Below are 25,383 nucleotides of genomic sequence, written 5' to 3' on the forward strand. Positions count from 1 at the left end.
CAGCGTAAGTAGCTCAGTGTCTATGCTGGAGGGTATAATCTCAGCCTTTATGAATAAAAGCACCCCTTTTAGATCGCGAAGATAAGTTTATTTCTTGCCAAACTCAAGATTTAAATGGATAGTATGAATGATCACTAAAAATCTGATGAGAGAGCGTTAAACTGGACGTGAAGGAATCTTATCTTACAGTTTGTTTTTTGAAACTAATTTTTGTTTTTTTTGTTACAATATGGATAAATATATAATCTGTAATTAGAATTTTAAATTATATGGATAACTCTACCAATAAAAAGCCCTATTCTTACGAATTAGCATCAAGTCTTCTCACACTTATTTTGATCATTGCCATTTTATACTTTTTACAAAGTGTGTTGGTACCGCTCATGTTTTCCATATTGATAGCTATATCATTATTTCCGGTAGCACGCTTTTTAGAAAAATTTAATATAAACAGGGCCATTTCGTCTATTTTGTCGGTTATACTCGCTATTGTGGTAATTTCAGCTCTCATTTGGTTTATTATCCACCAAGTGATTGTAATAGGTCATAATGGTACAGATTTACAAGATAGGTTCTTTACTATTTTCAACACGATACAGCAATGGACAACAGCAAAATTTGGCGTAGAACCTGGAGATCTTACACAAAAATTTAAAGAGCTTTCTAATAAAGCTTTGTCTAATGCCGGTACTTATTTAACGGCAGCTTTCGGATCTGTAGGTGGAATTTTAGCGGGTTTAATAATTGTTCCCTTGTTTTCTTTCTTTTTACTGTACTATCGTGATTTTTTTAGAGAATTTTTTTTCCATGCGTTTAAAAGTACTCCACAGGATAAAGTGCACGAGACACTCAACAAAATTTATATTGTGGTGCAAAGCTATTTACTGGGGTTGGTCACCGTTATGGCAATTGTAGCTATCTTAAACACCGTTGGCTTAATGATATTGGGGGTTGAGTACGCATGGTTTTTTGGAACCCTAGCATCGCTTCTTATGCTTCTCCCCTATATTGGTATAGCTATTGGCTCTATACTACCGGCTTTATTTGCACTAGCAACAAAAGATAGTTATTGGTATGCAGTTGGCGTAGTGGCATGGTTTCAGATAGTACAATTTTTGGAAGGAAATTTAATTACGCCAAATATTGTAGGAGGTAAAGTAAGTATTAATCCATTAATGGCAGTAATTGCTATTTTATTAGGCGGTATGTTGTTTGGCCTAGCTGGATTAATTTTAGCATTGCCATTGACTGCCGTAATTAAAGTTCTATTTGACGCTATACCGTCAATGAAAGCATTTGGGTTTTTAATTGGCGAACCGGAAAAGTACCATCTTAAAAGATACTCTACTATGGTTTTGTTAAAACGTTGGCAGCTTAAAGATAAGTTGCAGGAAAATGACAAAAACAAAAAAAAATAGGATAATTTTAACGACAACTACACGTTATTGTTCTATATTATTGAATAAACATCATGGAGCAATATGAAATTTCCGCCATAATGGCTGCTGCGTTGCCTTCGCTATTTATCGAGACAAAAAATAGTCGGCTAATGAATAATATCAACGGAATAATGAAGTCTGTAGTAGTTTTTACAAGACGTATGCTAATAAAGCATGATCTTAATTCTGTTGAGACATGTATGGCATTGATTTATGAAATTTATAAGGAAGGAGACAGAAAAATAAAAACAGCTATCGAACGTGTTTATATTTTTTCTTTTTCCAGTTTACGAAAAGAGTGCTCATTACAAGAATGGAATGATATTACCAGTAATATGCCAAGACCGCTGTATAATATTTATATTAAACAACTGAAACATGGAAAGATTACCACTTAAGTCTGCTATTCTGAGGACAGTACTGGGTTTATTTCTTTTCCAGCAACTAATAATTCATTGGTAATGGTTCTAGTATAAGCTTTTATCTCTTCTTTAAATTCTTTAACACTTGATCCAGATCTTATTTCTTCTAATCTTTTCTCCCATTGTCCGGTTAATTCAGCCTGTGCGATCATTTTATCTTTCACAACATCGTAGACAGCCAGTCCCATTGTTGTGGGAAACAAATTCTTCTTTTGCCTAACGATATATGATCTCTTTATTAGTGTTTCAATAATAGCAGCTCTAGTAGCCGGTGTTCCCAAACCACTCCCCTTCATAGCATAACGCAACTCCTCATCTTCTATTTCCTTACCCGCAGTTTCCATTGCTTTAAGAAGGGTCGCCTCGGTATAAAAAGGTTTTGGCTTGGTTTGTTTTTCAAGCATGCTTTTTTCTGTAATGGGCAAATGTTCACCCTCTTCTATTTTTGGTAAGCTTGGATTGTCTTCCTGTTCCTTATCCTCCTCTTCTTTTTCATTATATATAGATCGCCATCCCGCGGATCGGATAACCGTTCCACTGGCAATAAAAGTTGATCCCGATTCTATAATTATTTTAGTTAAATCTTTTACGCATATTTCATGGAATGCTTCTAACATTCTTGCTATAATCATATCGTAAATTTCTTGCTTATCCGAAGGTAGATTCCTAGGCGTCTCGCCTGTAGGAAGGATCGCATGATGATCTGTAACCTTTTTTGCATTGACGCTTCTTTTATTTAATTTTTGGCTTTTTAAATATGCAGCGTGTTTTCCAAATTGTGGATGTCCCTGTTGTTTTTCGATGAGCGCTGGTACTGTTGCAAATACATCGTCGCCTATATATTGACTACCCGTACGTGGATAAGTAATCAATTTCTCCTCATATAACCGTTGTAATATGGATAAAGTCTCATCAGCGGTATATCCTTTCTTTTTATTTGCTTCTTGTTGTAAGCTACTTAAATCATGTAATAAGGGAGGTGGTTCTTTTTTAGTTTTTGCTTCTACTTTTATTATTTCTGCACCGTTAGGGAATCCACTCGCTTGGTCTTTAACAGCTTGTAGAATTTGTTCAGCTTCTTCCTTTTTACTATAATTTTTCTTCGAGATAGCCTTAAAGTACTGTTCGTTTTTATGTAGTTGTATGCTGATCTGATAATAGGTCTGCGGAACAAAATTTTTGTTTTCTAAGTATCGAGAACAGATCATTCCTAATGTTGGTGTTTGAACACGGCCCAACGATAGGACTGTTTTTGAACCTGCAGAAATACTCAAGGCTTGTGTGGCATTCATACCCACCAGCCAATCCGACTCCGATCTACAATGAGCAGAGTAAAATAATGTATCATACTCCTTTCCAGGTTTTAAGTTTCTAAAACCATCTTTAATAGCCGCATCAGTTTGCGAAGAAATCCATAGTCGTCTAAATGGTTTTTTACATTGAAGATAGTGATAGATATATCTAAAAATGAGTTCTCCTTCTCGTCCCGCATCTGTAGCCACAATAATTTCAGATGCCATATCAAACAACATCTTAATTGTATTTAGTTGCTTTCTTATAGATGGGTCTTCTACAATACCGTCTTTTGTTTTAATCTTACGAACACTCAATTTCAATCGCTGAGGTAGCATAGGTAAGTTTTTAGCCTTCCATCCTATATACCCGTATTCCTGTGGAGGTGCTAATTGCAATAAATGACCAAATGCCCAAGTAAATGAATATCCTTTACCTTCTATGTACCCTTCTCTCTTAGTTGTTGCGCCAAAAACTTTTGCCAAATCGCGAGCAACAGAAGGTTTTTCCGTTATAATAATTTTCATCCGTATAAATTGTTTTTCAGTGGAGATGAAGCTATCATGATTTTTTACATATTACGTGAGCTTTTACAAAATCATGATGGTTTCATCTTTTCTTGTTTTTGGAAGCGCTAATTTAGCCTATCTTAATATGAAAACGGTATTTTTTTACACATAGCTGATAGTCAATTATTAAGATATTAGCATTTATTTCTACTATATGCTGCTGAATTTAAGTTAATACTATTAGCTAAGAAAACATTACATTAGTAGTTTATACGCTAGTTTATATGTATCCTTTAACAATCACTTTTTTCCTCATTGTGGCAGCTATTATAGTGCTCTTTTATTTGTCGAGGAGAAAAAAATCACTGAGAAGGCTAGAATTGAATAATAAGATAAGTGCGTATAGGATACTTCTTGAAAATCATGTGTTGTTTTATCAAAAACTTAACCTAACAGAGAAAGAACGTTTTTTAAAGGAAGTTGTTGATTTTCTGGCAGGAGTGAACATTGAAGGAGTAGGCGTAGAAGTAAATGATCTGGACAAGATTTTAGTTGCCTCAAGTGCTATTATTCCAATATTCTCATTTAAAAACTGGCAATATAAAAATATTACAAACATTATTTTATATCCTGATACGTTTAATGAAGAATATCAGTACGAAGGAGAAAAAAGAAATACACTTGGAATGGTGGGAACCGGTTATATGAACGGCCAGATGGTCTTATCAAAACAAGCTTTACATCTAGGTTTCTCGTCGCAAGCGGGTGTCAGTAATACTGGAATTCATGAATTTGTACATTTAATAGATAAGAGTGATGGCAGTACAGACGGCGTTCCAGAAAGCTTACTGAATAACAGTTATGTAATCCCCTGGCTCAAATTAATGCATCAGGAAATGAAAAAAATAAAAAGAGGTGATTCAGATGTTGATCCATATGCATTAACAAATGAAGCTGAATTTTTAGCCGTTGTAGCGGAATATTTTTTTGAAAAACCTTCAAAATTAAAGAAGAATCACCCTGAACTATTTCAGATGCTTCAGCAGATCTTTAACATAAAGAGTTAAATAAAGCTCTTTCCCTTCTAGTTGGTCGCCATAAGATCTTAGCGATGACTTTCTTCTTTTATTTTTTCGCGATGATTTAATCCCCAATGAATCATCTCTTTTATGATATTTTGAAGTGTTTCTCCATATGCTGAAAGTTCATATTCGACTGTTATTGGTTTTGTATCGCATACCTTGCGTGTAACCAAACCATTTATTTCCAATTCTCTCAATTCTTTGGATAACATTTTTGCTCCAACCCCTTCTACCTCTCGCTGTAATTCCATAAAACGTCTTTTACCAAAACTTAATGATGTAATAATCGAAATTTTCCATTTACCGCTAAGCATATCCAACGTGTCATGTACAGCTCTGAGCTTTACTTTACATCCATCACTGGTAATAGATTTTTTTTCTATTTCATTTTTCATTAGTGTCAATTTGATTTTTGTGTTCGAGCGCTCGCAAGCTAGGTTCGTTACCGTTGGTGAGTGCTCTCTCATGTGGTTTCATCTGTAAACAATTTTACTTCCATTGCTTGGATAGGGCTCGCCATCCAATATAGTTTCTCGGAGGAAAGTACTTCCTTATTTATAATTACTTTCAAAAGTAAACTATTATTCTGACTTTTGCAATGACATTATACAAGTGTGTAGAGAATGTGTTCAGAAATATCAATTTGAAAAAATATGGAATTATTAAAAGCTTTAAATTGGCGATACGCCACAAAAAAAATGAATGGAGAATCCGTTCTTCAAGATAAAGTAGATGCAATAGTTGAAGCTGCTCACCTAGCTCCTACTTCGTCAGGTTTGCAACCTTTTGAAATTCTTGTGGTAACAAACAAAGAGGTGAAAGAGAAAATCAAAGAGATTGCTTACAATCAAAGTCAAATAACTGATAGTTCGCATTTATTGATTTTCGCTGCGTGGGACGACTATACTGCTGAACGGATCAACAGTATATTTTCTTATACGGTATCCCAACGAGGACTACCGTCTGATGCCATGGACGATTATAAAAATAAAATTTTAGGACTCTATACGGCGCGCTCCGCGGATGAAAATTTTCAACATGCAGCACGTCAAGCCTATATTAGTTTCGGGATAGCGATTGCTGCTGCAGCCGAACTTAAAGTGGATGCTACACCAATGGAAGGATTTGATAATGCTGCCTTGGACAAGTTATTAGGGCTGAATGAAAAAGGGCTTAAGAGTGTAACATTATTACCTTTGGGTTACCGGGACGAATCAAATGATTGGCTCGTAAATTTAAAGAAAGTTAGAAAACCACGTACAGAGTTCGTTACGGAGGTCGCTTAAGCCATTCCAATTATGTAATATCTTTAGAAATGAAATCTCTAAAGATATTATTTTTTTGTTAATGTGTAAACGTTTGTTTATTGGTATTTGGTAATATATTTCATTTATTAATATGAATATATCAATGAAATGATTATTTTCACGCCGGCCAAAATAAAAAAAGAAATACAATTATTAACTCTGTAATACCCTATTTCTGTATTTATTAACATATTCAACAAAAAATGGAATTTAGCGATCAATTAAAATCGATTTTTGTGCCAGAAAGCACAATACCGATTGAATTTAGCCTTCCGCAGGAAACACATCAGCGGGAGTATTTGTGTGACGGCGAAATGCGGCAATGGAATGGAGACGTGAGTGAAGTTTATTCACCAGTTTGTATACCAGATGAACAAGGTAATTTAGTTCGTAAATTTATAGGCACCTATCCTGTTTGCACGGAAAAAGAAGCAATGGAAGCACTTGATGCAGCTGTGAATGCCTATGATAACGGTCGGGGCGAATGGCCTACGATGAGCGTTGATAACCGTATTAAATGTTTGCAGAAGTTTGTTTTTAAAATGAGTGAGCAACGCACACTGGTTGTTAATTTGATTATGTGGGAAATAGGGAAATCGCAAACCGATGCTGCAAAAGAATTTGACAGAACAGTTGATTATATCAATGCTACTATTGATGCTTTAAAGGATATAGACCGACAGTCCTCCCGATTTGAAATAGAAGAAGGCGTAGTTGCGCAAACAAGACGCTCCCCAATTGGAGTAGTGCTTTGCATGGGGCCATTTAATTATCCATTAAATGAAACGTTTACCACGCTTATCCCTGCAATTATTATGGGAAACACCTTATTATTTAAACCGCCTAAACATGGCACGTTACTACATTACCCATTATTGAAGGCGTTCCAGGAATCTTTTCCTAAAGGGGTTGTAAATACGATATATGGTAGAGGAGCTACCATTACGCCAGGATTGATGCAAACAGGAAGGATAAATGTGTTAGCTTTTATAGGCTCGAGCAAGGTAGCAAATGATTTAAAGAAACGTCATCCTAAAATTAATAGATTAAGAGCTGTTTTAAGCTTAGACGCTAAAAATGCTGCAATAGTTACGAAGAACGCTGATATTGCACTTTCGGTGAATGAAATAGTTTTGGGTGCTCTATCTTTTAATGGGCAGCGATGCACCGCCATCAAAATTGTTTTTGTACACAAAGACATTGCCGATAACTTTTTAATACAGTTAAGCGCTGCTGTTGCCAAACTTAAATTTGGTATGCCATGGGAACCTGGTGTAAGTTTAACCCCTCTTCCTGAACCTGGTAAACCGGAGTACCTTAAAGAATGCATCGAAGATGCACAAAAAAATGGAGCGAGGGTAGTAAACGAAAATGGCGGTAAAAATGTAGCATCGTTTGTATACCCAGCGATAGTATATCCTGTAAATGAAAAAATGAAGCTCTATAGAGAAGAACAATTTGGCCCGATCATTCCTGTTATTCCATTTGATTCAATTGACGAACCAATTCAATATCAGATAGACTCTCCTCATGGCATGCAAGTGAGTATTTTCAGTAATGATGCGCAAGAAATAGCTTCGTTAATAGATCCTTTTGTGAACTTGGTAAGTCGCGTTAATATTAATAGTCAATGTCAACGAGGACCGGATAAATTTCCCTTTACAGGTAGAAAAGATAGTGCAGAAGGTACACTTTCGGTAGTTGATGCGTTAAGATCTTTCTCTATACGTTCATTAGTGGCAACCAAAATGAATGACACGAATAAACAATTGATTAATGAGATTGTAAATCATCAGAATTCTAATTTTTTAAGTACTAACTTTATTTTTTAGTCAGATGTTATCTATAAACAAAGGGCATAGGAGTTCTCCATGCCCTTTGCTCTAAGTTTTTATAATATACTAGTATTTAAATTTTCCCTACGATTACTTTAGACATTTCGGAGAAATTTAAGTATTTATTTGCTATCGCTAAAACATCTTCGGGAGTGCTTTCCTTTATTTTTTGTAAATGGCGGGTATAGTAATGTAAATCCAAACCGATAAAGTGAACATTTTTAAATTTATCAACATGAGAAAAAATATTCTCCAATGACCCTATAAATGCACCATTCATATAGTTTTTCACAAGATTAAGTTCATCTATCGGCATAAGATCTGTCCGTAATTTGTCCATTTCTTTATGAATCTCATCTAATGTAGCCTGCGTAACGTTTATACCAACTTCGGTAGCAATTGTAAAGAAGGCGCTGTGCTTTAATGAACCTATGCCTGAACCAATACCATATGTATATCCCTTCTCCTCTCTTATATTAGACATTAACCTCGACCCAAAATATCCACCTAAAATGGTGTTTACCAGTTGCAATGATGAAAAATCTTCATGAGCTCTGTTTACGGTTCGGCAACCTATGCGTATAGCAGATTGAAGTGCATTGTTTTTTTCTATAAGAATCGTTTCATTAGGGTTTATATCAAAAATATATGGATGATCTTCTAGTGGTTCGCCTGTTCTTTCCCATTCATCGCCAAATATCTTATGTATAGAACTTATGATCTCTGATGAAACCTTACCCGAAACAAACATAGTACAGTTGTCGGCCACAATTTGCTTATTAGACAAATTAATTAAAGGTTCTTGTTCTAATGTTTTATAATCAACTAGGTCAGGACTGAAGCCATATCGGTTGTCGCCAAAAATAGTTTTGTTAAAGACTCTTCTCGCTACAAAATCATTTTTTTCCAAAGAAACAGAAAGAGATTGCCTATTATTTCTTTTATAAGTTTTTAATTCTTGTTCAGGGAAAATGCTATTTGTTAAAATATCTTTTATCACCGGTAACAAAAAATCAACGTACTTATTTAGTACATATAGCGTAAGTGATGTATGGTCAAAAGAATATTCAGGTTGCAGAAATGCTCCGTAAAAATCAACTTTTTCTGCTATTTCAGCACTCTCGAGGCTTTTCGTTCCTTCTATTAACATACCTCCTAAGGCCATGTTAAGGAGCGGTGTACTTCCTTTCGGACTGATGTTGTTAAAAACCCACTCAATGCGAACAAGGTCTTGAGCATCCGTATTAAAAATGAAGAGATTAATCCCATTACTCAAATTTTCTTTAACTGGCTCAAAAAGTTTTACTTGCTCGATATCTTTAAATTCAGGTGCGGTGCTTCTATTAATCATCTTTTTTTGCTAAGTATAATAACGTTGATGAATTTTCTTTGGTAAATAGTCTGTTGGCCGTTTCTTGAATTTCTTCAGCGGTAACTCTTCGGTACTTTTCAATTTCCTGGTTGAATAAATCTGCATCCCCTAAGAGTTCAAAGTAGGCTAAATTCATCGCCTTATCCAAAATTGACATCTCGGAAAATACCATAGTTGATTCGATTTTATTTTTAACTTTATCCAGCTCGTAATCCAATATAGGTTCGTCTTTCATTCTTTTTAGTTCGGTCCAAATAGCTGCTTCTGCATTTTCCAATGGAACATGCTCTAGAGGCTTACCTTCCACTATAAACAAACCGTTGTCAATACTTCCTAAAAGGTATGCATTTATTTCACTAAATAATTCTTGCTCTTTCAATAGCTTTCTAAATAACCTTGATGACTGTCCACGAGAAAGTATATCAGAAATTAAATCACAAATATAATAAGATGGCGAAGATCTATCATCCATATGGAATGCGATATATATACTATTTACCGGTACTTTGGCTTCAATTATACTTCTTCTGGCTTCAAGTTGAATAGCTTCACGCGCTATACTTCTATTATATTTCTCTCCGGCAGGAATGTTTTTAAACCATTTTTCTGATAGCCTTTTTATATCACTTGTTTTAACATCGCCTGCTACCACCATGATGGCATTTTGCGGTGTGTAGTGTTTTTTAAAGAATGCTTTAACATCCTCTATAGAAGCTTGTTCTATGTGGGATAGCTCTTTCCCAATAGTTGCCCACTTATAGGGATGTGTTTTATAGGCTAATGGCCTTAATTTTAACCAAACATCCCCGTAGGGTTGATTCAAATAACGCTGTTTAAATTCTTCAGCTACAACATTTCGTTGTGTTTCTAAACTCTTTGTATTAAAAGCTAAGCTTAACATCCTGTCGCTTTCCAACCAAAATGCTGTTTCGATATTATTCGCAGGAAGTGTAATGTAATAATTGGTTATATCGTTACTTGTAAATGCATTACTTTCTCCACCAACACGTTGTAGCGGCAAATCGTACTGAGGTATATTAACAGATCCTCCAAACATGAGATGCTCAAACAAATGAGCAAATCCAGTTTTATCTGGATCTTCGTCCCGAGCTCCTACATCATATAAAATATTTACAACTGCCATAGGTGTAGCTTCATCTTCATGAACTAATACTTTTAGGCCATTGCTCAAAGTAAAACGGTTGAAAGTAATCATGTAATAAGTATTCTTTTTTTGAAAAAACAAACCTAAACAATTTTCACAATAATACTGCTCCAATTAGAATATTGTAAAGCTATCTTGACTTTAAACTATATTTTTGTGAAAATTAGTATCGATGATTGATTTGAAATTTTATAGCCCCGTAGAGATGATTAACTATCATAAGTTTGAAAATAAGGGTTGTCACGTTCATATAAAACGAGATGACCTTATTCATCCATTTATTTCTGGGAACAAATGGCGAAAATTGAAATATACACTCAGGCATGCTAAAAATGAGAATAGAATGCATTTAGTAACCTTTGGAGGTGCATGGTCTAACCATCTGTTAGCTACCGCTGCCGCTTCTGCCAAGTTTGGATTTAGTAGCACAGCCTATATAAGGGGAGAAAAGGTAAGTAATGCGAGTCTCGATTTATGTGAGTTATTCGGTATGCAACTCGTATTTACAGATCGAAATACTTATAAAGACAAGGAGCTAATCTTTAAAAAGCATCACAAGGAAGATCCTAATACTTATTTCATTGACGAAGGTGGAGCGTCTGTCCACGCGCTGGAGGGCTGTGCGGAGATCATAGACGAGCTAACTGACGAATATGACCACATCTTTTGTGCTAGTGGAACAGGCACAACCTTGGTTGGTTTAAATAAGGGGATAAAACGCAACAATAAAAAGACGAAGCTTCATGGTGTGCCTGTTTTGGCTGGTGGGAATTTCCTTTATGAAGAAATGAAAAGATTGGATCGAGATTGCCAAGATGTTTTATTACATACAGAATACCATTTTGGAGGATATGCGAAAACGAAATCTTCTCTTATAGATTTTATTAAAGATTTTGTTTCCAGCACTGGTATTTTAATTGAACCAGTATATACTGGAAAAATGATGTTTTGTGTGATGGATTTAATAGAAAAAGGATATTTTAAACCAGGAACGAAAATTTTAGTATTGCATACAGGGGGGATTATGGGAATTATGGGGAAACTAGATTTATTCAAAAAACAGTGAATCAGTATTAAATTTTGTAAAAAACATAATTTATATTGGTTTTTTACCATAAAAAATTATATATTCAAATTATATCAACAATAAAATTGCATTTTTCAAAATTTTACACTATGTTTGGTTATTAACCAATACAAACATCGTTCATATGGAAAAGATTTCTGTTACTCCTCAAAATGCACAATCCATTATTAGCAAGCATGTATTAGCAGATGGTTTAGATCTGACCCTTGATTTAAAAAGAAGTAAGGGAGTTGTTATGTACGATTCTAAGCATGACCGCGAAATTTTAGATTTTTTCACGTGCTTTGCCTCTGTTCCTTTAGGATATAATCATCCAAAAATGTTAAATGACGAAGGCTTCAAAGAAGATCTTTTTCTAGCCGCGCTTTCAAATCCGTCAAACTCAGACGTCTATACCATGCAATATGCGAAGTTTGTTGAAACCTTCAGCCGTGTTGGTATACCGCCTTACTTACCTCATGCTTTCTTTGTTGCTGGTGGTGGGCTAGCTGTTGAAAATGCGCTTAAAACTGCGATGGATTGGAAGGTTCAAAAGAATTTTCAAAAAGGCTACATAAAAGAACGAGGCTTTAAGGTTATTCACTTCGAAAAAGCTTTTCATGGCAGAACAGGATACACTATGAGTCTAACAAACACGCAACCGGACAAAACAAAATGGTTTGCTAAATTTGATTGGCCAAGAGTAAGCATCCCTGCGATAGAATTCCCTTTTTCTGATGAAGGATATGAAAACCTACAACGTAGGGAACAACAATCTTTAGCGCAGATTAAACAAGCATTTGCAGATAATAAAGATGATATTTGTGCCATTATTATAGAGCCTATACAATCTGAAGGGGGTGATAATCACGTTAGAAGAGAATTTCTCGAGCAGCTCCGAATTATAGCAAATCAAAACGATGCGCTACTCATTTATGACGAAGTGCAAACTGGTGTGGGGTTGACGGGAAAATTTTGGTGTCATGAACATTTTGGAGCAAAAGCTAGGCCCGATATTATCGCTTTTGGAAAAAAAATGCAGGTTTGCGGAATTTTAGTGGGCGACAAAATTGATGATATAAAAACTAATGTTTTTAAAATTCCTTCCCGTATCAATTCAACATGGGGCGGTAACTTAGTAGATATGGTTCGCGCGACAAAGATATTGGAAATAATTGCAGAAGATAAATTGTTGGAAAATGTAACGGAATCTGGTAATCATCTCCAACAAGAATTGTTGACAATCGCTGAAAAACACCCTATCATTAATAATGTTAGAGGAAGGGGGCTTTTAGTTGCATTTGATTTTCCAAATAAAGAAACTAGAGATAACTTTTTAAAGAAAAGTTTGGAGCGAAACGTCTTGTTTTTAGGTTGCGGAGAAAAAAGTATTCGTTTTAGACCGGCATTAATTATACAAAAAGACGAAATAGATAAAGGTTTGTCGATACTGGCAGAAGTATTGCGTATACTTTAGAAGACGAAAAATAAGATCCTAAAACAATTTTTTAATAAAATAATGCCGTATATTTTAACTAAAAACGTCCTTCCCTATCGCGAGATGTTATTTGAAGTTTTATTAATATTATCATGATGAACAAAAGACGAACGTTAGGATTTGGCATTGGTATCTTGTTAGTGCTTTTGTTTATCTTTAAAGATGTTTTTTTTCTACCTAATGTTGAAAGTTTGAAAGGCGAATTTCATGAAGTTACTTTTGTTAGAAATGAACAAAATACAGGGCCTGTGATCAGGCTATATGTGGTTTCGGTAGGAAAAAAAGAAGACGCGCAATTTGAGGCTTATGGTAATTTTATGCCTCATACTAAATATGGAATAACCACAGTATTCTTTTTTGATAAAAAATCCCCTATACCGAGAACAATATCAGAAAACGAGCCTTACTTTAATACTGTTGATTTTAAACCAATAGCAAAATATGAAAAGAATCCTATGGGCAACACTTCCTTAACATTTTAAGAGGTTATCTCAACATTGTCTAGACATTCTGCATTCGATTATACTTATTTTTATATTGTACAGGAGATATACCAGTAATGCGTTTAAAAGTTGTTCTAAATGATTTTGTATCGCTGTAGCCAACATTATACATTACTTCGTTTACATTTTCATTCGTACTTTCTAAACTTATCTTAGCAGCCTCAATTTTAACACGTTGAATATACTCCAATATCGTGTTCGCAGTTGCTTTTTTAAATCTTCTTTCAAGGTTTCTTCTTCCAACACAAAGAACAGAGGCTAATTGATCGACAGTTATTTTATTGCGAAAGTTGTTTTCTATGAATTCTTGTGCTCTTTTTATCGTCGTATCTTCATGCTCTTTCTGCCGCTGGAATATTATAAAATGTAATTGACTATTACGCTCAATGTCAATTTCAAATATTTTAGATGACTGAATTGCCATATCTCTACCGGCATATTTTTCCAATAGATATAGAATCAGATTTAATGAAGAGTAGGCTCCACCACTTGTATAAATGCCATTTTCATCCGTTATAATCTTATAAGGTGCTAAATTTACCTTGGGAAACAAACTACTGAATTCGTCGGCAGATAACCAGTGGGTGGTACAATTTTTTCCATCAAGTAAGCCTGTTGAAGCTAAGATAAATGCGCCCAAACAAAGAGAAGCAATTTCCGCTCCCAGTTCATACTGTTTACGGATCCAATCTTTAAAATCACTATTCAATGATAAGATCTCACTCATATCTCCATGTACAGCAGGAATGATAATTAAATCTGTTTGATGTACCTCTTGAATCGTTGTATCAGGTTTGATACTGAACATGCTGTTTGATAACATTATTTCATTAGTGAGTCCGACTAACTGTATCTTAAAAAGTGGCAGTTTACCCTCCTTCTGTCGTGCCTCATTAATTTTTGTAAACATTTTGTAGGTAGCCTCAATATTACTTAAGCTAGTATTACCTATCGGGATGAGTATTGAAACATGTTTCATTTATTCCTAATTTTAATTTCTACAGTCAAAATTATAAGAAAATGACGTCGCAAACAACACCTTCCGCTGCCGTATTTACCCCAATAAAAAGAGTTTGATTTAATTATTTTTTATAGCCAAGCTCCTCCAAAGATAAAAGACAACGTAGCTCTCCCAACCTACAAATTGAGTAAAAAAGTGTTCTATTTTTTTTAAATCGCCTTTTTCCTTTATTATTTGATGATTAACTAACGCATTTAATAAACCTGCATCTCCATATGGTATACTTGAGGGCTCTCTTAGGCACTTCATAAGCGTATAATTGGCTGTCCAGATACCGATACCTCTTAAATCAGTCAAAACCTTTTGTCGGACCATCATATCCGGTAAGCCAAGCAAAAAGTCTTTGCTTAAGATATTGTTGTCGAATGTGCTTGCTAATTCAATGAGGTACTCCCCCTTTCTACTTGAAAATTGCATATCTTTAAGATCCGCCAACTTTGCTTTAGCCAAGGTACTATAATCTGGAAAAATATAATAACGAGTGTTTCCATACGAAATAAAATCTCCATATTGCTCTACTAGTCGTCTTTTAAGTTTATAAGCAAAGGATAAATTAATCTGTTGACCGATGATGCTCCATGCAAGTGCCTCGAAAAGATCTGGGATTCCAACTAAACGTAAACCATAATATTCTTTTGACATATATGCTAAAATACGATGGCCCTCGAGTAACTTATAAAATGGAGTCAAATCTCGAGCAAGATCAAACCATTCTGTAATGAATTCAATGATTTGCCTTTTAATATTTTCTGTCACATTTCCCACAAGTACAGTCGCCCTTAAACATCCTATGTCACCTGTAATTTCTAATAGCAAAAGATCGTTATTGAACTTTATGGCTTTTCTTATACCTTTCTCATGGATAACATGTAAGCAGTCGTCAAAATTTCGATTGAGAAACCAAAGACATTCATCGTAATCAACGTGATTTCCATAAGGTATAGTGATACTCTCAATACAATCATCTTTCTGGTTTAGCATGTTTTGAGCGTTAAATTTTATTTACAAATTACCATACTTGCATACATTAACTATTCGCCCAACGTGTATTGCGTAGGAAATAGACTATAAAGATAGTTAGTCTTTCTTAGTTATAGAACCCGTTATTTGCTAAAAGAAATCCTTCAGCTTGAGAAATATATGTAGACAGAAACTTCAAGATTCATCAATTAAATATGTCACAAACGGTGTAACAGTAATTTAATTAAATTTTTTACAGATACCATTTTTACAAATGGTATCTAGATAGAAGAATTATTTTTTAGGAGGTAATTCGAAGGCTATCGCTTCATGTTCAAAGTGGCCTTTGTGGGAGCCATCGCAAAATGGTTTATTTGTAGATAAACCACATCTGCATATTGAAACTACTGTTCTTCCTTGTAAACCATAGGTATTACCATGCTTGTCCAAGATTTCAAAATCACCCTCAACCCTCAAAGATCCGTTGTCATTAATAGTTAGTTTCGTGCTTGCCATAATTATTTTTTGCCAAAAATAACGAGAGAAGTGAACTTTAATAAATCATATTCTAATTCAGATTCATTCTTCCTTTTTTATCATTCATGCTATTACAATTCGAGTTCTCCTATCGCTATTTCCACGATCCGAAGATCTAAGTGATTTTTCCCGCCATCATTTAAAAGCCAGGTGGCCGACAACCCACCCCAAGCTATAATCCATTTAAGTAATCGCTTTTTAGACAAATCGGCTTCTTTCGCGACAACTTCTAATTGCTTAGCTAATCTCCCAGGTTTCAAAGCGGTTTCTATATCGGGGTTGCAAAAAATATTTGCATAGTCAAAACCGAACTCTCCAATTAGTCGTTTTGGATCGATCGCCAGCCAACCCCTCTCCTCTGAAAACAAAACGTTTTTATGGTGTAAATCACCGTGTAAAACAGTCACTTGTTCTTGCTGATCAAGTAATTCACGAGCAGTTAACGAACAAACTTCAAGAACACCTCCATGCCTTCGCGCTGCCGGAAAAAGCTCTTTAAACCAAACTTCTAGCGGAATTAATTCAAGTAGTTCTTTCCTGCGTGGTTGGTGTAGTTTTTTTGCAACGGTGCAGATGATCTTGCTAGCATCATCATCTGCACCCCTTTTCACTAAATCAACAAGTGAATGATGTCCATCGATACGCTCCATCAAGATCACATCATTCCACTGATTATAAACTTTCGCCGCGCCATCACCATCCCACCATGTCATAAGAGCGCTTCCCCATTTTTCTTCCGGTTCAATTGGAACTTTAATCATAGCAGGAAGGTTCCTATAGGTTACACGTTGCAATAAACTTGAAGTAGATATAAAGGATTTCTCGTCTGATTTTAATTTCCAAAGTTCCATGCAATATTTAAGGTGCCTTTTTGCTTCAATAATTTCAAGTCTTGTCATATAATGTTAGTTTTGAATCCCGAAAGACCTTATAATGTGCTTATTAGATGATTTTGTGTAAGCCACAAACCATTTCGTGTAAATTATTCTTTAAATATAACTTTTCATAATAACTTAACATTTTGAGCGATTAATTTACATCGTATTAGATACAATAGATGCATAGTTTTTTATGATAAGAGGATTATTACCTGCCACTCGACTCGGATTTAATTTGACGTAACAGTAAGATCTTTTAAAAAAAAACGAATGAAAAGGAGAGGAAAACTTAGTTTGATTAATCGTACGGTTTATGATTGGATCAAAACCAGCCAAAAAAATGATCATATGGCACGATGGCAATTCCCTGAAATAATCCCTGCTAAGAGTTCTGTTGAGGTGTTTATTGAATGGAAAAAAAACGAGAACATCTGCCTCTTAGGAGATAATTTTATCAACTATGTATTATTTGGTAGCCGAGATAGATCATTTCAAATAAAAACATCGTCTTTTGATTTTTGTGATCTTGAGATTCATTTTTTAAATCTAAAAACATCCAGACACCCCGTAGGAAGTGTACTCAGTTTGGGATGGACGAAAAGCGATATGACAGAATTTACTCTTTCCGGTACTGCGGACGAATTCGAGGTTAAAAGTCCTATTCATTAAACACCTCCTCATTATAATAAAATCTGGAATAGTAATATTAATATATAGTTTGTTCTTGAAATTAATTTCAAATTTTATAATATCGCAATTTTTTAGCTTCATCATCGAGCAAATTCACGATTAACCTTTAACGTTATTCAATTTAACGTTGCTATTTGCTACTTCTTAGTCGATTTCGTAAAATAGGTAAAATCTCCTGCTCATTTTAACTTATTTACTATATTTTTTCGATGTGCATTATCTCATTTTCTGACAATAAATATTAATAAATAGTTAAATGAAAATAAAAAAAACATGTATACTGTTAAGAAATTATTTCATTTGCTATTGAGCCACGCTATTTCGCAACTTTATACTGACAAAATCCTTTAAAAGGACTCACATAGCTATTCGATGTAATAAATAACTGACTCTCCAGCACGAAAACCACTGAACAAAATGAACAGATAAAGAGAATACATGTTTTACTATCTTGCATAAGAAATATTAAGGGATAGTTAAAAAACACTTCAAAACTCTTATTATTATAAAGATAGATATGACTAGTTTACAAATTACCAAAAACTACCAAAGTGGAGATATAGGAGAATTCCAAACTTTCAAATGGCATCTTTAACATTGGCTTTAGGCAATTTATTCAAGCAAACAGCAGCATTCACGGTAAAATCACATAGACTGTTTCTCCATTTAAACACTTGTTAGCAATGAAAACGCAAAAAAGTTTTGTTACATAACGGTATATAACAATATCCCAACCAACTAATTTATATCGTTTTACATCATTAATTATTAGCACCATGAAGAGTACAAAGTTGATTGGTATCACCCCTTTCGAGATTCCTGATCTTGTTTTACTTAATGCGTTAAGCAAAACAGGAATTTTCCCAGTTCTACATATGGGAAATGATTCAGATCAAAAAGAGCATTTATTTAAAGAAATAAGTAACTACCCTCCGAAATCAATAGGCATTTGTTTTGGACAAACCGATATATCAGATCCGCTGTTACCCGAAGCAGTCGGCTTAGTCATCATTCCTTTTGGAAATACAATCAATGTCAATTCAAATGTAACAGAAGTTATTTATCAAGTACACACATATGATGAGGCGCTGGCAGCAAAAGAATCGGGAGCTAAAACCGTTATCATAAAGGGTAACGAGGCTGGCGGTAAAATTGGAAATGATTCTACATTTATCTTGTTCCAGCGAGTTATCCAAAATGCAACTTTAAGAGAAATGGATATTTGGGTTCAAGGAGGTGTGGGAATTCACTCCGCCGCCGCGCTGATTGCTCTTGGAGCCGAAGGATTGGTCTTAGATAACCAATTTGCTTTGTTTCCGGAATGCAGTGCTCCTAATCCACTAAAAAATATTATTGAAAAACTAAACGGTAACGAAACGAAAGCAATCGGCGGACACAGAGTCTTAGTTAGACCTAATTCACCCATTTTACCCGGAGAACCTACCTATGAGAATCTGCGCCCTTATTTAATGGGTAACTATAATTTAGAAAACTCTTACCTCAGTGTTGGCCAAGACATTACATTATCAAAAGATTTAGTTAAGAAGTACAAAACGCTTGATCGTTTCTCATTTGGTCTATTAGAGGCTATTGCTGGTCATATAAAACAAGCGCAGTATGAAAATGTTATTCGCCCAGAAAATTCCTTAGCAAAAGAATTAAACATCAAATATCCAATTGCTCAAGGCCCTATGACGCGGGTTAGTGATGTACCAGCTTTCGCTAAGGCTGTATCAGATGCGGGCGCACTTCCTTTTATTGCACTGTCATTAATGACTGGGAATAAAGCAAAAGAGTTAGTTCATACAACACACGCGTTGTTAGAAGGCAAAACGTGGGGGGTTGGAATTTTGGGTTTTGCTCCACAAGAATTGAGGGAGGAACAAACACAATATATTATGGAAGTTAAACCGCCAGTAGTACTGATAGCTGGTGGAAGACCTTCGCAAGCTATTTCCTTCGAAAAAGCTGGCATAAAAACTTTTCTACATGTTCCTTCCTTATCGCTTTTGGATATATTCATTAAAGAAGGGGCTAAAAAATTTATTTTTGAAGGTAGAGAATGCGGAGGACATGTAGGTCCATTGTCTTCATTGGTATTATGGGAGCAACAGATTGAGCGGATTTTACAAGAAGAGAACTTACCTGCCTTCGAAATGTTCTTTGCTGGTGGTATTCATGATAGCCTTTCCAGCGCATTCGTATCTATCATGACTGCACCATTAGCTACCGCTGGAGCTAAAATTGGGGTACTAATGGGTTCTGCCTATATCTATACCAAAGAGGCTATTGATTCGGGTGCTATTTTACCAGGTTTTCAAAAACAAGCGCTAGAACAAGCAGAAACTGTATTACTAGAAACTGCCCCAGGCCATGAAACGAGGTGCCTACATTCACCATTCACTTCTTTTTTTAAAGAAGAAAAATCAAGATTACAAAATAATGGTGTTGAAAAGCAAGAAATATGGAAATCTTTAGAACAGCTTAATGTGGGACGTTTACGTATTGCAAGTAAGGGTTTGGAAAGAAATCAAGATACGCTAGTAAATGTAAGCGAAAAAGATCAGTACCAGCACGGAATGTACATGATAGGCCAGGTTGCTGCACTTAATAACGCTGTTCAAACGATGGATCAGCTTCACAAAGATGTTGCTTACAACAATTATAAACACATAACGAATGTAAATACCTCTACTTTGCAAGTAAAATCAGCTAAAGAGGCACTGGATATTGCCATCATTGGGATGGCATGCGTCTATCCAGATGCCCAAGATCTAGATGCATTTTGGCACAATGTCCTTGCCTCAAAAAATTGCATAACAGAGGTCCCAGATGAGAGATGGAATAAAGAAATATATTATGATCCAAATGATAGTAATGGTAAGAAATCACCTTCTAAATGGGGTGGATTTATTCCTCAAATAGATTTTGATCCACTTGAATTTGGAATACCACCTCAATCGCTAGCAGCTATAGATCCTACGCAATTATTGAGCCTACTTACAGCAAAAAGGGCGCTGGAAGATGCAGGATATGCGTCTAATCAAGTAGATAAAGAAAATATATCGGTAATTATCGGTGCTGAAGGAGGAAATGATTTAGCGAATAACTATAGTTTTAGAGCTCTTTTTCCGCAAATGTTTGGGGAAATACCAAAAGAAGTAGATGATGCTCTTCCAAAATTAACGGAAGATTCCTTTCCGGGCGTATTGGCAAATGTGATAGCTGGTCGTATTACGAATCGATTGGATTTAGGTGGTCGCAATTATACGGTAGATGCCGCCTGTGCCTCCTCCCTAGCAGCTGTTGATTTAGCATGTCAGGAGTTAATCCTTAAAAAATCGGACATGGTAATTGCAGGAGCGGCTGACCTTCATAATGGTATCAATGATTACCTGATGTTTGCAAGTACGCATGCGCTATCTAAAAAAGGTAGGTGTGCAACATTCGATGCAGAGGCCGATGGTATTGCCCTCGGTGAAGGTGTAGCAATGATCGTCCTCAAAAGACTGGAGGATGCACAAAAAGATAATGACAAAATATATGCTGTCATAAAAGGAGTCGGTGGCTCTAGTGATGGAAAAAGCTTGGGACTTACGGCGCCTAGATTATCAGGGCAAACAAAAGCTTTAGAAAGAGCATATGAACAAGCGGGCGTTTCTCCATCTGCTGTGGGTTTGATAGAAGCACACGGAACAGGAACTGTGGTAGGAGATCGTACGGAGTTAAGTGCTTTAACGCAGACAATGATTCAAAGTGGAGCAGTTAGAGGGCAGACACATCTAGGGTCAGTAAAAACACAAATAGGCCATACGAAATGTGCCGCAGGTATGGCCGGTCTAATTAAAAGTGCGCTGAGTGTGTACCATGGAATCAAACCACCAACGATTAATTTAAGACAACCAAATGGCTATTATAAAGAAACAAACAGCCCTTTTGTATTTACTGATAAAGCCGGTTTATGGAATGAACAGGAGAGAATTGCTGGGGTAAGCGCTTTCGGATTTGGTGGAACTAATTTCCATGCACTTATTTCAAACGTCAAAGAAAAGAGTGATAATGTATTTTCTGCGACTAAACAATGGCCCGCCGAGCTCTTTGTGTTTAGAGGACATGATTTCTCTGAAGCATCCCTCCTACTTCAGCAGGTTAAAAAATTAATAGATTTAAATGATACAATAAAATTAAGAGATATCGCTTTTTCTTTGACTACTTATAGTAAAGCTCCTATACAGTTTACTATATTAGCTGAGTCCATAGATGACCTTATCTTTAAAATGGATCTGGTACTTTCTGGTACCCATACAAAAGACACTTATCATACCCAACCAGTTACAGGAAAAACGGCCTTTTTATTTGCCGGACAAGGGAGTCAGCGCATCCATATGGCTAGAGAGCTGATGGTCAACTTCCCTAAAATGCGGTCAATTCTCAAACTATATCCAGAATACGAAAATGTGCTTTTCCCTAATCAGACATTTGACGAAGAAGCACTACAAAATCAAAAAACGGCAATAAAGGATACCCGGATGGCTCAACCATTATTGGGTATTGTTGATTTAGCAATTGCTAGATTTTTGGAAGACCTTGGTATCATTCCTGACATGTTAGCTGGCCATAGTTATGGTGAATTACCCGCTTTAGCTTTTTCGGGTGTTTTTGATGATCAATATCTTGTACCAATGAGTAAACAGCGAGCCGAGTCTATTCTATCTTCATTAGCTGAGGATAAAGGTATGATGGTTGCCGTTAATGGTAACAAACCCTTAATCGACGGCTTAACAGAAACTAGAGGAAATGTTTTTGCTGTAAATCACAATTCTCCTCAACAATGGGTGCTTGCAGGGACCTCAGCGGCCATGAATGACCTTATAAAAGAACTAAAAGATAAGAAAATATCTTACCGGCAATTGGAGGTTGCTTGTGCTTTCCATAGTCCTTTAATTGAAGGGGCTGCTCATAGTTACTATCAATCAATTGAATCAATACCATTTAATAAGCCAACTATAGCAGTTTGGTCAAACACCACAGCAGCGCTTTATCCCATAGACGGTCAAGCGATCAAAGAAACACTTGCAAATCATATCATTAAACCAGTACATTTTTCTGATGAAGTGGAAGCTATGTATAATGATGGCGCACGTGTATTCATAGAAGTAGGGCCAGGAAAAACGCTTATAGGACTTGTAAAATCAATCTTAGGTAAGGATGAAGTGCTATTGCATACAGAAGAAAATGGAAAAGGTGGAATCTTACAGCTATTAACGATGATAGCACAGTATATTGCTACAGGAAGATCAGTTAATTTAGAAGCATTATTTACCGATAGAGATGTTCGAACCATTGATTTTAATCATCCGGAAAAATATAAAAGAAGCGCATCTACTTGGTTAGTAAATGGCCAAATGGCAATGCCTTTAAAAGGAAAATTACCTTCTTACAGCGTGCCGCCTGTTGTAAAACCCATACTTAACTTTAATCAATTGAATGCGGTACAAGGTGGCGCTTCACAAGCCCCTTCTTCAATACCAGGAACGGCAGAACAAATGACGTTAGAATACTTATCAAGTATGAAGTTGTTGATTCAGGCGCAGCGTGATGTATTACTTGCTTATCTGGGGCATAATATTTCTCCTATGGCCAACCCAAGTGATGTAACCCCATTACGCACTGAGGCAAAGAAAAGTACTCCTGTTGTAGAAGCGAAGACTTCAGAAATAATGCCAGAATCGCCAAACAACATTGTGATCGATTTGACAACCATTTTATTGGACGTAGTAAGTGATAAGACCGGATATCCAAAAGAAATGTTAGGTATGGATTTAGACTTAGAGGCAGATTTGAGTATTGATTCAATTAAGCGACTGGAAATTATTGGAGAGTTACGTGTGCAATTGAGTTCTGCTGAATTTAAGGGCAAAACGCAAGATGAAATGGTAGAGCAGTTGGCCTCCATCAAAACTCTAAATGGTTTGTTAAATTGGTTCAATGAAAACCTTGAAATACAGAAAGAACCTAAAATATCTCAAGAAACTACAGTAGTTAACGCACAACAAGCATTGTTGTCAGAACAAGATATTCGCGACATCTTACTCGAAATTGTAAGTGAAAAAACTGGTTATCCTCAAGAAATGCTAGGTATGGACCTGGACTTAGAAGCTGATTTAAGTATTGACTCCATCAAACGGATAGAAATAATTGGTGAACTTCGGAATAAGCTTGACAACGTGCTTCCTCTTAACGAAGAGGGGCATGCAAACATAGAACAACTCTCCTCTTTTAAAACCTTACAGCATTTAGTTCAATGGATAGTTACTAATAGCGATAGCAAAGGTAGCACTTCTTCCCTAATGGCAATTGAAGCAATGGATGATATTGCCATTAATGAGCATTTGAAGCGAATAAAATTTGAATTGGTAGATATCCACGCTGCATTACAGCATGATAACCCAACTTCATTTATGGGGCACAAGCTGGCTATTACAAGAGACGGGAGCTTAGGAGAGGTAATAAAAAAAGCGCTGGAAAAAGAAGGAGCTATTGTTGATGTTATTAATCAGGAAGCAAATTTAGAGGCTTATGATGGATTAATTATTTTAGATATGGTTGCATCTAATCATCGTCTGAGTATTATCGAAGCTGTCCAAATGGTAAAATCCTTAGATATGCAGCGGGTGAAATGGGTGTATGTGCTGTCAGACCATTCTGCTCATGTTGATAAAAATGATGATCCAAAATTTTTAAGAAGCTATCAAGGATATACGGGATTCATTAAAAGCTTGGATAAAGAATATGAACATACAAAGTGTAGAACCGTTCATTTTATGAATGAATTAGATGAAATAAAAATTTCAGATTTATTACGCAAAGAAATGCTTTGCAACGATGAGCCATCCGTTATTTATTATAAAAACGAGCAACGGCATACTATTCAAGAAGCCCATCATCCATTACTTACTGAAAATCAAGAAGCTTTAATGCTTGACAAAGAAGCAGTAATCTTGGTATTGGGTGGTGCTCAAGGGATAACCTCTGCTCTCACCACGCATTTATCAAAAGAATATCCTTGTCATTATGTATTAGTTGGTAGGTCCGTTTATCCAGATGTAAAGGGCATACCACCAGATGTAAAAACCAAAGAAGATATTAGAAAGTTTCTCATTAGTCAAGCATACTCTAAATCGCCAGCTGAAATTGAACAAAAGACATCTCAACTTTACAAGGCAATGCAAATTGTTTCCACAATGGAAACCATTAAATCGCAAGGTGCACGGGTAAGTTATCATACCGTCGATGTGAGAGATGAAGAAAAACTTATTCAACTTATACAAACATTATACGCTAAATATGGGCGAATAGATGGCGTCATTCATGGTGCAGGTATTTTAGAAGACAAATTATTCCAAAATAAAACACCTGACTCTTTTGAACGCGTATTTTCTACAAAAGTTACGCCACTTCGCGTCTTAGCTGAACATTTAAAGGTTGATACCAAATTCATTGTCTTCTTTTCGAGTATCGCATCTGTTTACGGTAACCGCGGTCAAACTGACTATGCAGCGGCAAACAGTGTATTAGATCATTATGCCGAAGTGTTAAGAAAAAAGATGAAAGGAAGGGTAACCGCTATCAATTGGGGGCCTTGGAAAGGTGCAGGTATGGTCTCTGCAAGTCTAGAAAAAGAATATGAACGAAGAGGAATATCCTTAATTCCTTTAGAAAGTGGAAAAGAAACTTTTGCCAATGAAATTAAGTATGGGAACGAAAGCAGAGTTTTAATTATGGCTTAATTCAGAAAAGAACAGA

18 protein-coding genes are annotated in these 25,383 nt (G+C 35.8%); 10 read left to right on the top strand and 8 right to left on the bottom strand.

The annotated features are described in order from the left end of the window. Positions 1-269 precede the first annotated feature (269 nt). Positions 270-1,418, top strand: a complete 1,149-nt coding sequence (locus BMY50_RS04105; protein ID WP_093318683.1) for an AI-2E family transporter — start codon at positions 270-272, stop codon at positions 1,416-1,418. A 53-nt stretch (positions 1,419-1,471) separates the two neighbouring features. Further along, positions 1,472-1,837 (top strand): DUF7674 family protein, encoded by a 366-nt coding sequence (locus BMY50_RS04110; RefSeq protein WP_093318685.1) that lies wholly within the window; start codon positions 1,472-1,474, stop codon positions 1,835-1,837. 5 nt (positions 1,838-1,842) lie between these two features. Here the strand turns inward: BMY50_RS04110 and BMY50_RS04115 are convergent, their stop codons facing one another. After that, positions 1,843-3,681: a DNA topoisomerase 3 gene (locus BMY50_RS04115; protein ID WP_093318686.1), complete on the bottom strand. Its 1,839-nt coding sequence runs from the start codon at positions 3,679-3,681 to the stop codon at positions 1,843-1,845. A gap of 266 nt (positions 3,682-3,947) precedes the next feature. Between BMY50_RS04115 and BMY50_RS04120 the strand changes: the two genes are divergently transcribed. Continuing rightward, entirely contained in the window at positions 3,948-4,730 is a 783-nt protein-coding gene (locus BMY50_RS04120) for a M90 family metallopeptidase (RefSeq protein ID WP_093318687.1), read from the top strand. Between the two features lie 38 nt (positions 4,731-4,768). Here the strand turns inward: BMY50_RS04120 and BMY50_RS04125 are convergent, their stop codons facing one another. Continuing rightward, positions 4,769-5,140 (bottom strand): winged helix-turn-helix transcriptional regulator, encoded by a 372-nt coding sequence (locus tag BMY50_RS04125; protein WP_202907733.1) that lies wholly within the window; start codon positions 5,138-5,140, stop codon positions 4,769-4,771. Between the two features lie 258 nt (positions 5,141-5,398). Here BMY50_RS04125 and BMY50_RS04130 point away from each other — a divergent pair, with 258 nt between their 5' ends. Together BMY50_RS04130 and BMY50_RS04135 are read left to right on the top strand one after the other, a co-directional pair. Next, on the top strand, positions 5,399-6,031 hold the full coding sequence (locus BMY50_RS04130; RefSeq protein ID WP_093318689.1) for a nitroreductase family protein: 633 nt from the start codon (positions 5,399-5,401) through the stop codon (positions 6,029-6,031). 224 nt (positions 6,032-6,255) lie between these two features. Next, the gene (locus tag BMY50_RS04135; protein WP_093318691.1) at positions 6,256-7,884 is read left to right on the top strand and encodes an NADP-dependent glyceraldehyde-3-phosphate dehydrogenase; all 1,629 of its coding nucleotides are present in this window, start codon (positions 6,256-6,258) and stop codon (positions 7,882-7,884) included. Positions 7,885-7,960: 76 nt separating this feature from the next. Here the strand turns inward: BMY50_RS04135 and BMY50_RS04140 are convergent, their stop codons facing one another. Then, on the bottom strand, positions 7,961-9,238 hold the full coding sequence (locus BMY50_RS04140; RefSeq protein ID WP_093318701.1) for a M16 family metallopeptidase: 1,278 nt from the start codon (positions 9,236-9,238) through the stop codon (positions 7,961-7,963). Next, a complete protein-coding gene (locus tag BMY50_RS04145) occupies positions 9,231-10,475 on the bottom strand; it encodes a M16 family metallopeptidase (protein WP_093318704.1) in 1,245 nt (414 codons plus the stop codon). The genes BMY50_RS04140 and BMY50_RS04145 overlap by 8 nt, the downstream gene beginning before the upstream one ends. 121 nt (positions 10,476-10,596) lie before the next feature. On the opposite strand from BMY50_RS04145, the gene BMY50_RS04150 reads away from it, so the two are divergent. The 3 genes from BMY50_RS04150 to BMY50_RS04160 all read left to right on the top strand — a co-directional run bounded on the left by BMY50_RS04150 (position 10,597) and on the right by BMY50_RS04160 (position 13,470). Then, the gene (locus BMY50_RS04150; protein ID WP_093318708.1) at positions 10,597-11,490 is read left to right on the top strand and encodes a 1-aminocyclopropane-1-carboxylate deaminase/D-cysteine desulfhydrase; all 894 of its coding nucleotides are present in this window, start codon (positions 10,597-10,599) and stop codon (positions 11,488-11,490) included. A gap of 145 nt (positions 11,491-11,635) precedes the next feature. After that, the gene (gene lat / locus BMY50_RS04155; RefSeq protein ID WP_093318714.1) at positions 11,636-12,967 is read left to right on the top strand and encodes an L-lysine 6-transaminase; all 1,332 of its coding nucleotides are present in this window, start codon (positions 11,636-11,638) and stop codon (positions 12,965-12,967) included. 113 nt (positions 12,968-13,080) lie between these two features. Beyond that, on the top strand, positions 13,081-13,470 hold the full coding sequence (locus BMY50_RS04160) for a hypothetical protein (protein ID WP_202907734.1): 390 nt from the start codon (positions 13,081-13,083) through the stop codon (positions 13,468-13,470). A 19-nt stretch (positions 13,471-13,489) separates the two neighbouring features. Here the strand turns inward: BMY50_RS04160 and BMY50_RS04165 are convergent, their stop codons facing one another. The 4 genes from BMY50_RS04165 to BMY50_RS04180 form a co-directional block, all read right to left on the bottom strand. Continuing rightward, the gene (locus BMY50_RS04165) at positions 13,490-14,470 is read right to left on the bottom strand and encodes a GlxA family transcriptional regulator (protein ID WP_093318715.1); all 981 of its coding nucleotides are present in this window, start codon (positions 14,468-14,470) and stop codon (positions 13,490-13,492) included. Positions 14,471-14,569: 99 nt separating this feature from the next. Continuing rightward, a complete protein-coding gene (locus BMY50_RS04170) occupies positions 14,570-15,493 on the bottom strand; it encodes a DNA-3-methyladenine glycosylase family protein (RefSeq protein WP_093318718.1) in 924 nt (307 codons plus the stop codon). A 273-nt stretch (positions 15,494-15,766) separates the two neighbouring features. After that, positions 15,767-15,988: a CDGSH iron-sulfur domain-containing protein gene (locus BMY50_RS04175; RefSeq protein WP_093318720.1), complete on the bottom strand. Its 222-nt coding sequence runs from the start codon at positions 15,986-15,988 to the stop codon at positions 15,767-15,769. A gap of 92 nt (positions 15,989-16,080) precedes the next feature. Next, positions 16,081-16,908 (bottom strand): aminoglycoside phosphotransferase family protein, encoded by an 828-nt coding sequence (locus BMY50_RS04180; protein WP_202907735.1) that lies wholly within the window; start codon positions 16,906-16,908, stop codon positions 16,081-16,083. Positions 16,909-17,157: 249 nt separating this feature from the next. On the opposite strand from BMY50_RS04180, the gene BMY50_RS04185 reads away from it, so the two are divergent. Continuing rightward, entirely contained in the window at positions 17,158-17,556 is a 399-nt protein-coding gene (locus BMY50_RS04185; protein WP_093318723.1) for a hypothetical protein, read from the top strand. A 797-nt stretch (positions 17,557-18,353) separates the two neighbouring features. Beyond that, positions 18,354-25,367: a type I polyketide synthase gene (locus BMY50_RS04190; protein ID WP_093318729.1), complete on the top strand. Its 7,014-nt coding sequence runs from the start codon at positions 18,354-18,356 to the stop codon at positions 25,365-25,367. The last annotated feature ends 16 nt before the right edge of the window (positions 25,368-25,383 follow it).

The organism is Olivibacter domesticus, from assembly GCF_900109575.1.
Taxonomy (GTDB): Bacteria; Bacteroidota; Bacteroidia; order Sphingobacteriales; family Sphingobacteriaceae; genus Olivibacter; species Olivibacter domesticus.

Excerpts from the sequence above, each read along its gene's own strand:
- BMY50_RS04105 (WP_093318683.1), top strand. The coding sequence starts at position 270 with ATGGATAACTCTACCAATAAAAAGCCCTATTCTTACGAATTAGCATCA.
- BMY50_RS04110 (WP_093318685.1), top strand. The coding sequence starts at position 1,472 with ATGGAGCAATATGAAATTTCCGCCATAATGGCTGCTGCGTTGCCTTCG.
- BMY50_RS04115 (WP_093318686.1), bottom strand. The coding sequence starts at position 3,681 with ATGAAAATTATTATAACGGAAAAACCTTCTGTTGCTCGCGATTTGGCA.
- BMY50_RS04120 (WP_093318687.1), top strand. The coding sequence starts at position 3,948 with ATGTATCCTTTAACAATCACTTTTTTCCTCATTGTGGCAGCTATTATA.
- BMY50_RS04125 (WP_202907733.1), bottom strand. The coding sequence starts at position 5,140 with ATGAAAAATGAAATAGAAAAAAAATCTATTACCAGTGATGGATGTAAA.
- BMY50_RS04130 (WP_093318689.1), top strand. The coding sequence starts at position 5,399 with ATGGAATTATTAAAAGCTTTAAATTGGCGATACGCCACAAAAAAAATG.
- BMY50_RS04135 (WP_093318691.1), top strand. The coding sequence starts at position 6,256 with ATGGAATTTAGCGATCAATTAAAATCGATTTTTGTGCCAGAAAGCACA.
- BMY50_RS04140 (WP_093318701.1), bottom strand. The coding sequence starts at position 9,238 with ATGATTAATAGAAGCACCGCACCTGAATTTAAAGATATCGAGCAAGTA.
- BMY50_RS04145 (WP_093318704.1), bottom strand. The coding sequence starts at position 10,475 with ATGATTACTTTCAACCGTTTTACTTTGAGCAATGGCCTAAAAGTATTA.
- BMY50_RS04150 (WP_093318708.1), top strand. The coding sequence starts at position 10,597 with ATGATTGATTTGAAATTTTATAGCCCCGTAGAGATGATTAACTATCAT.
- lat (WP_093318714.1), top strand. The coding sequence starts at position 11,636 with ATGGAAAAGATTTCTGTTACTCCTCAAAATGCACAATCCATTATTAGC.
- BMY50_RS04160 (WP_202907734.1), top strand. The coding sequence starts at position 13,081 with ATGATGAACAAAAGACGAACGTTAGGATTTGGCATTGGTATCTTGTTA.
- BMY50_RS04165 (WP_093318715.1), bottom strand. The coding sequence starts at position 14,470 with ATGAAACATGTTTCAATACTCATCCCGATAGGTAATACTAGCTTAAGT.
- BMY50_RS04170 (WP_093318718.1), bottom strand. The coding sequence starts at position 15,493 with ATGCTAAACCAGAAAGATGATTGTATTGAGAGTATCACTATACCTTAT.
- BMY50_RS04175 (WP_093318720.1), bottom strand. The coding sequence starts at position 15,988 with ATGGCAAGCACGAAACTAACTATTAATGACAACGGATCTTTGAGGGTT.
- BMY50_RS04180 (WP_202907735.1), bottom strand. The coding sequence starts at position 16,908 with ATGACAAGACTTGAAATTATTGAAGCAAAAAGGCACCTTAAATATTGC.
- BMY50_RS04185 (WP_093318723.1), top strand. The coding sequence starts at position 17,158 with ATGAAAAGGAGAGGAAAACTTAGTTTGATTAATCGTACGGTTTATGAT.
- BMY50_RS04190 (WP_093318729.1), top strand. The coding sequence starts at position 18,354 with ATGAAGAGTACAAAGTTGATTGGTATCACCCCTTTCGAGATTCCTGAT.